This window comes from Amycolatopsis keratiniphila subsp. keratiniphila, from assembly GCF_001620365.2.
Lineage (GTDB): Bacteria > Actinomycetota > Actinomycetes > Mycobacteriales > Pseudonocardiaceae > Amycolatopsis > Amycolatopsis keratiniphila.
On sequence record NZ_LQMT02000023.1, the window covers coordinates 122,754 to 130,370 of the forward strand.

Annotated in this window: 5 protein-coding genes; all 5 read right to left on the reverse strand. The window is 69.0% G+C overall.

Translation table 11 applies throughout. The features are described 5' to 3' along the window. Window positions 1-4 precede the first annotated feature (4 nt). Window positions 5-1,900: an asparagine synthase (glutamine-hydrolyzing) gene (gene asnB / locus AVR91_RS24945; RefSeq protein WP_063276972.1), complete on the reverse strand. Its 1,896-nt coding sequence runs from the start codon at window positions 1,898-1,900 to the stop codon at window positions 5-7. Window positions 1,901-1,913: 13 nt separating this feature from the next. Further along, window positions 1,914-3,488 (reverse strand): Wzz/FepE/Etk N-terminal domain-containing protein, encoded by a 1,575-nt coding sequence (locus tag AVR91_RS24950; RefSeq protein WP_063276973.1) that lies wholly within the window; start codon window positions 3,486-3,488, stop codon window positions 1,914-1,916. Continuing rightward, window positions 3,485-4,765, reverse strand: coding sequence for a hypothetical protein (locus tag AVR91_RS24955; protein WP_063276974.1), 1,281 nt, complete (start codon window positions 4,763-4,765; stop codon window positions 3,485-3,487). The genes AVR91_RS24950 and AVR91_RS24955 overlap by 4 nt, the downstream gene beginning before the upstream one ends. A 139-nt stretch (window positions 4,766-4,904) precedes the next feature. Further along, on the reverse strand, window positions 4,905-6,092 hold the full coding sequence (locus tag AVR91_RS24960; protein WP_063276975.1) for a glycosyltransferase family 4 protein: 1,188 nt from the start codon (window positions 6,090-6,092) through the stop codon (window positions 4,905-4,907). Further along, window positions 6,073-7,389 carry a nucleotide sugar dehydrogenase gene (locus AVR91_RS24965; protein ID WP_063276989.1) on the reverse strand — a complete coding sequence of 439 codons (1,317 nt, stop codon included), beginning with the start codon at window positions 7,387-7,389 and terminating at the stop codon, window positions 6,073-6,075. Before AVR91_RS24965 ends, AVR91_RS24960 begins: the two co-directional genes overlap by 20 nt. Window positions 7,390-7,617 lie beyond the last annotated feature (228 nt).

Sequence of the window (7,617 nt, forward strand, 5' to 3'; positions counted from 1 at the left end):
GCGATCAGGGGGTCCGGGCCGAAACGGCGCCGCGGTACCAGTACTCGAGGGTCAAGATGTGCCAGAGATGCTTGGACCGGTCCTGCTGCCCGGACGCGTCTTCGTCGACGAGCCTCTGCAGGGCCTCCCGGCGGAGGAACCCGGCCTTCACCAATTCACCTTCGTTCGTCACCTCGCGCACCAGTGGCGCGAGGTCGCGGCTCATCCAAGCCCGCAGCGGCGCGCTGAACAGCCCCTTCGGCCGATGCACGATCTCGGCGGGGAGGATGGACAGCGCCGCTTCCTTGAGCGCCATCTTCCCTTGGCGCTTCACGATCTTCTTGTCACCGGGGATCCGGAACGCGGCCTTCACGACCTCGATGTCGACGAACGGCGTCCGCACCTCGGTGGAGGCGGCCATGCTGGACCGGTCGGTGTAGGCGAGGTTGAGCCCGGGCAGGAAGAGCCGCGAATCGGCGAGGCACATGCGGTTCACGAAATCCGACAACGTGTTGTCGTGATAGGTGTCCGCGTGTTCGGTGATCACGTCGTCGACCGCGCCCGCGAGGTCCGGGTTCAGCAGGCCGGCGAGTTCGGCCTGGTCGTACATCGTGTAGCTGCGCCGGAACGCGGTCTCCTCGGGCAGCTCCGCGAACGAGAGGAACCGCTTGGCGAACCGGACCGAACGGAACCCGCGTTTCGAGGTCGCCACCGGCAGTCTGTCCACAAGGGACTCGACCGGCCGCCGCACGAGGCCGGGAACCCGTTGGTACCGAACGGCGATCTTGTTCGCGAGATGCTTGCGGTACCCGGCGAACAGCTCGTCGGCGCCCATCCCCGAGAGCATCACCTTGACGCCGGCCTCACGGGCGGCGGTGCAGATCAGGTAGCTGTTGATCGCCGCCGGATCGCCGATCGGCTCGTCGAGGTGATACGTCATCCTGGGCAGCAGGTCGAGCACCTGCGGCGCGATTTCGATCTCGTGCAGGTCGACGCCGAACTTCGCGGCGACCTTCTTCGCGTACATCAGGTCGTCCGGCATGGCCTCGAACTTCGCGTCCTCGGCCCGGAAACCGATGGTGTACGCGGAGATCCCCGGCCGCTCGCGCGCGGCGAGCGCGGTCAGGTAGCTGGAGTCGAGCCCGCCGGAAAGGAACGTCGCGACCGGCACGTCGGCGATCAGGTGCTTGCGCGTGGAGTCTTCGATGACGGCGTTGAGGTCGAACTCGCCTTCATAGGCCGCGCCCTCTTCGGCGACCTGGCGCAGCGACCAGAAGGTGCCGCGTTCGACGTCGCCGTTCGGCCGGAACCGCGCCCAGCTGCCCGGCGGCAGCTTCTCGGCCTCGCGGAACGCGCACCGGCCGTCCGGGACCCAGTAGTAGAGCAGGGAAGCGACGAGCGCGGTGTCGTCGACGGTCAGCGAGCCGCCCAGCTCGGCGGCCAGTGCCTTCAGCTCGGACGCGAACGCGACCCCCTTGCCGCGGCGCACCAGGAAGAGCGGTTTGATGCCCAGCTGGTCACGGACCAGCACCAGCTCGCCGGACCGCTCGTCGAAGACGCCGAACGCGAACATGCCGCGCAGCCGGTGCAAACCCTCGGTGCCCCACTTCCGCCAGGCTTCCAGCAGGACCTCGGTGTCGGACGTGCCCCGGAAGCGCACACCGGCGGCTTCGAGTTCCTTCCGCAGCTCCGGCGCGTTGTACAGCTCGCCGTTGTAGGTCAGCGCGAGCCCGTCCTTGACCATCGGCTGCGCGCCCGTCTCGGTCAGGTCGACGATCGACAGGCGCCTGTGTCCTAAATGGACTTCTCCGTGGTCGTACCTGCCGGAACCGTCGGGGCCCCGGTGGGCGAGTGTCTTGGTGAGCCGATCGGTGAGCGGTCCTCCGTCCGGCCAGAAGTAGGCCCCTGCGATGCCGCACATGCTCTTAGTCCCCCTACAAGGCTTCGGCGTTATCCGGTGACACAGGCTTGAACCGTTTGGTCGGCTGGTCGGCGTTGTCGTCGGCGCGTTGGTACGGGGTCGGATGCCGCCGCCCGTTCTTCTTCTCCCGCGGGAACATCTCGACCGGCTTCACCGGCGGTGCCGTGCGCTCCGGCACGGCACCGGCGCGACCGCGCAACGCGGTGTGCAGGCCGTCCCACAGCGTCCCGTCGGTGTGGTCGCGCGGATCCGGGTCCACCACCACGACGCCGATGATCGGGATCCGCCGGTCCGCCAGCTGACGGGCGACGGTGTGCAGCCATTCGGTGTTCGCGTGCCCGGCGCGCACGACGAGGATCGTCTCCGTGCCGAGGAATTCGAGGTCGGTCCACGCCGTACCGGGCTCGACCGAGCCGACGCCGATGCGCCGTTCCCTCGCGGCCATCGGGACGTCGCCGCGGTCCAGCACCTGGATCGGGCCTTCGCCCGCCAGCTCGCGGAGGTCCGCCTTCGGCAGGTCGTCGACGAGCGACACCGGCCCCTTCTCGGCCAGCTCGCGCGCCATGTCGACGGCGAGCGCGGCGGTGATCCGACAGGCGCCGAGGTCGAGCAGCGACACCGAACCGCCCTCCTGCCGGGCCGCTCGGACGAGGGTCGCCGCGACCCGCTGCCGCCGGGTCGCCGCACGCGAGCGGCGCAGGAACCGGGGCGGCTTCGGCAGCTGTGCGATCACGGAGGCGCCGAGATGCTGCGAGATCTCGCGGCGCAGCACCGGCCGGTCCTTCACCACGCTCGTGACGGCCGCGAGCCCCAGCCCGGCGAGCAACCCCAGCGCGAAGCCGATCCCGGCGTCGGTGGCGAGGGTTTTGAGCAGCGAATGCGGCAGGATCCGCGGCGCGTCCACGATCTGCGTCCCGGCGGCGACCTTCGGCGTGCCGATACCCGCCTCCTGCGCGCGGCCGTCGTAGTCGGAGATCTTGGACGTCAGCTCCGCGCGGCGCGAATACAGCCGTTCCAGCTGGGCGGGGTTGGCGTTGCGGCCCTTGGCCTCTTCGGTGACGATCGACGCTTCGATCGGGGTGAGCTCGTTCTGGGCCTGGTTGCGCTGGTCGAGCAGCGCCTTCTGCTGCGCCGCCGCGGCCGCCTGGTTGCGGCCGATGTACTCGGCGATGAAGGCGTCCGAAATCGCCTGCGCGCGGGCCAGTGCCTCGTCCTTGGTCTTGCCCTTGACCGTCAGCTGGAGCACGTTGTTCGTCAGGCCGAGCCCCTCGTAATCCTTGAGGAACTCCTCCGGCGCCTGCGTGCTGTTCAGCTTCTTGAGCGCCTCGCCCGCGGTCTTCGTCGTCTGGAGCACGGCGACGTCGGTGCGCATCAGCGTTCCGCTGTCGGTCGGCGAATCGTCGGGGTGGATCACGAGGATCTGCGCGACCGCGGTGGGCGGCGACGGCAGGAGCATCGCGACCAGCCCGCCGGCGATCAGCCCCAGCAGGGCGGTGGCGAGCCACATCCGGCGTCGTCTCCGTATCGAGACGACCAGCCGTTGCAGGTCGATGAGCGGTTCTGACTTCGCTTTTTCGGCGCTGGTCACGCGGTACCTGCCAGAGCTTCGTGGTCGGACGGGGTGGGCGTGCCGGGCCGGGTGCGGGCAGGCCGGACCGGCCGGATCAGCACGGTGCCCACCATGGCGAGACCGGCGTCGGCGACGGCTTCGGCGATCCCGACCAGTTCCCACGCGGACCGGGAACCGAGGCTCGTCACGACGAGGACCCCGTCCGCGTCGGTGTCCGCGACGACGGGCCGTGCCGGGGACACCGTCACGACGGTGAACCACCGGCCCGCGAGCGCGGCGAGCCGTCCGGCGGCCGCCCGCCCGGCGTGATCGCCGTCGGCGGCGACCACGAGCAGCCGCCGGTGCGGCAGCCGGGAGATCAGCCGCCGGTACAGCACGTCGGAGTCGATCTCGTCCGCGAAGACGTCGACACGCGGGACGTTCCACGGCCTGTCGTCACGGAGGAGCTTGGCCCGCAACGTGGTGGCCGGGGGCGCCTGCTCGACCGCGTCGAAGGTGGCGAGCACCGGTCCGCCGATCGCCGCGGCGATCTCCTCCTCGTCCCGCAGCCGACGGTCGGTGCGGGCGGTGAAGAGGTGACCGAACAGGCCGATGAGGAAGAACAGCGCCGCGCCGCCGAGGGCGAGCTGCGGAAGAGTGGGCGCCGCCGCCGAGGACGGCAGTTCGGCCGAGCCGAGGACGACCATGTTGCCGAGGCCGCTGGCGGTGTCGGCCGCGTTCAAACTGGACATCGCCGACTCGATCGACGAGCGCAAGCCCTGCAGCTCGGTGCGGAGCTGGACGCTCTCGACGGTCGTCTTGCCTTCGTTGACCTTCGCGGAGAGTTCGCTGATGCGCTGGTTCGTCTGCTGGACCTGCTGGCGCAGCGTCTCGCGGCGTTCCTGCGCGAGCTGGACCGCCGCGTCACCGGAACCGGCGATGATCTGCGTCGAGTACTTCACGAACTCGCTCGCGATCTGATCGGCCATCCGCTGCGTCTGTTCGGCGGTGTCACCGGTGGCCTCGATGGTGATGACATTGCCCTGTGCGACCGACGTGGCCACCCTGTCCCGCAGCTCGGCGCCGGTCATCCCGTCGCCGAGACCGGCGGCCGCGCGGTCGAGCACGACCGAGCTGGTCGCCACCTCGGCCTGGGTGAGCAGCTCGTCCGCCTCGCGCGGGCCCTGCAGCAGGACACTGGACGTCGTCCGATAGCCGGGCGAAAGGATCACCGACGATCCCGCGCCGATCAGGGCGCCGAGCACGGCGAGGACCACCAAGGTCCGCCATCGCCCGCGCAAGACCTGTCCGATCATGGACAGGCGCACCGTGTCGTCAGTCAAAGCCGGGGTCTCCCATCGGTGCGTGCGGGTGCAGCATCAATCCCGTCGGAGCGACCGCGATGTTGGTTACAGGATTGCCCGAGTCTTGTTCAAAACGCGACCGGGATGTCGATCACCGGACCGCGGCCGCGTAGGCCGCGAGCAGGGCTTTCTGGGAGTTTTCCCACGAGAGCGGACCGGCGACGCGCGCCCGGCCCAGCTCACCCATCTCGGCCCGCTGTTCCGGCGAGTCGAGCAGATGCGCGATCAGCTTCGCGAACTCCGGCTCGTCGTTCGCCGGCGCGTACAGCGCGGCCTCCCCGGCCGAAACTCGGGCCTCCCGCAGTTCGAAGGAGACGATCGGACGGCTCATCGCCATGTACTCCATGATCTTGTTCATGGTCGACACGTCGTTGAGCGGGTTCAGCGGATCCGGTGACAGGCAGACGTCGGCCGAGGACAGGTAGCGCAGCAGATCCTCGTCGGAGATCCGGCCGGTGAACTCGACCTGGTCGTCGAGCTTCAGTTCCTTGGACAACGCCACCATGGCGTCGAAGGCGTCACCGGAACCGATGAACACGGCATGCCAGTCGGTGCACCCGACCTCGTCACGCAGCGAAGCGAGCGCGCGCAACGCGTAGTCGACGCCGTCCTGCGGACCCATCACGCCGAGGTAGGCGAGCAGATGCGGCTTGCCCTTCTTCAGCTCGGGCTCGGCCGGGACCATGTGGAACCGCTCGACCACCGGTGCGCTGCGCACGACGAAGACGTCGTCCGGCGACTTGCCACCGCGTTTCACGGCGACGTCCTTGTAGCTCTCGTTGGTCGCGATGACGACGTCGGCCGTCTTGTAGGTGCGGCGCTCCAGCGCGCAGACCGCGCGGTACAGGAAGTCCTCCCCGCGGTCGAAGCGCGAGAGGTACAGCTCGGGGCAGAGGTCGTGCTGGTCGAAGATGAACTTCGCGCCCTGGCGCTTGAGGTACAGCGCGACCAGGAACAGCAGGTCCGGCGGGTTGCAGGCGTGCACCACGTCGACCTTGCCGACCTTGCGGGCGAGCCGGAGCGTGTGCCACAGCGCGGAGCCGTACTCCTGGACGTACCCGGCCGGACCGCCGGTGGCGGCCTTCAGCGGGTATCGCAGGATGTGGACGCCGTCGATGGTGACCTCGGCTTCGGTGTCCCGTTTCGTCCCTTGTGGACAGATGACGTGGACTTCCCAGCCGGCGCCCGTGAGGGTCTGGCACTCCTGCCAGACGCGGCGATCGAAGGGGACGGAAAGGTTCTCGACGAGGATGAGAGCTTTACCAGGCAAGACCGACATATCCCTCTTCAGCCCGGCGCTCGGCGGCGTCGGGTACGCGGACGAGATCGATGATGGTGCGGCCGCCACCGGCCGGGAGCGCCGCGAGGACCTCCGGGTCGGAGGAGCCGATGAGGCAGACCTCGGCGTGGTCGACGACCTCGTCGATGGAGCCGGCCAGCAGCTGGCCGAGATGCGGCAGCCTGCCCTCGATGTACTCGCGGTTCGCGCCCAACAGCCGCGAAAGGCTGACGTTGGCGTCGTAGATGCGGAGGTCGTAACCCTTGCCGAGCAGCCGCTCCGCGAGCTCGACGAGCGGGCTCTCGCGGAGGTCGTCGGTGCCGGGTTTGAACGACAGGCCGAACAGGCCGATCTTGCGTTTTCCGGTGCGCGCGACCAGGTCGAAGGCGCGCTGGAGGTGTTCGTCGTTGGAGGGCAGCACGTGCGAGAGGATCGGGACGGCGACGTCCGCACGGTGCGCGGCGTAGACCAGGCCGCGCAGATCCTTGGGGAGGCACGAGCCGCCGAAGGCGAACCCGGGGCGGAGGTAGGCGGGGCTGATGTTGAGCTTGCGGTCGGCGAGGAAGACGTCGATCACCTGGTGCGAGTCGAGCCCCAGCGCGCGGCAGATCGCGCCGAGCTCGTTCGCGAAGCCGATCTTGAGCCCGTGGAAGGAGTTGTCGGCGTACTTCGTCATCTCGGCGACCGGGATCGCGACGCGGAACACCTCGCCGGGAAGCCCTTCGTACAGCGCCGCGACGACGTCGCCGCTGGCCGGGTCGAGCTCGCCGATGACGGTCTTGGGCGGGTCGAAGAAGTCCTTGACGCTGCTCCCCTCGCGCAGGAACTCGGGGTTCACCGCGACGCCGAAGTCCACGCCGGCGGTGCGGCCGGACGACTTCTCGAGGATGGGGACGAGCAGGTCCAGGCAGGTGCCGGGGAGCATGGTGCTGCGGAAGACGACGGTGTGCCGTTCGGTCTTGTCTCGGAGCGCTTCGCCGATCTCCTCGGCGACGCGCTCCAGGAACGCCGTCGACAGGCTGCCGTTCGGCGCGGACGGGGTACCGACACAGATCAGGGAGACTTCGCTGTCCGCGATCGCCTGTCTCACGTCGGTGGTCGCTCTCAGCTTGCCCGCGGCGACCACCTCCGCCGTGAGTTCCCCGATCCGTTCCTCGACCACCGGCGCCTTGCCGCTGGAGACGAGTTCGATCTTCACCGGGTTCACGTCGACCCCGACGACCTCGTGCCCGCGTCCGGCCAGGCACGCCGCCGACACGCAACCGACGTAACCGAGCCCGAAGACACTGATCTTCATGACGAATTCCTCCAGCCGCATTCCGCTGCCCGTTGGTCGGCGGTGGGACCGGGTTCGTTACCGGTGTCCACGGTTCGCCTGCTTTTGGCGGAATGCCTGTGCGGCAAGGGAATTACTCATCGTTCGAAGGGCTCGAAACGCTACAGGGCGCGCGTAAGGGTTTCGTCTCGATCTCGGGAGGGGCGGGCTGCGGTGAGGGGTGGGTCAGGTTGGTCGTGAGTGGCGTTT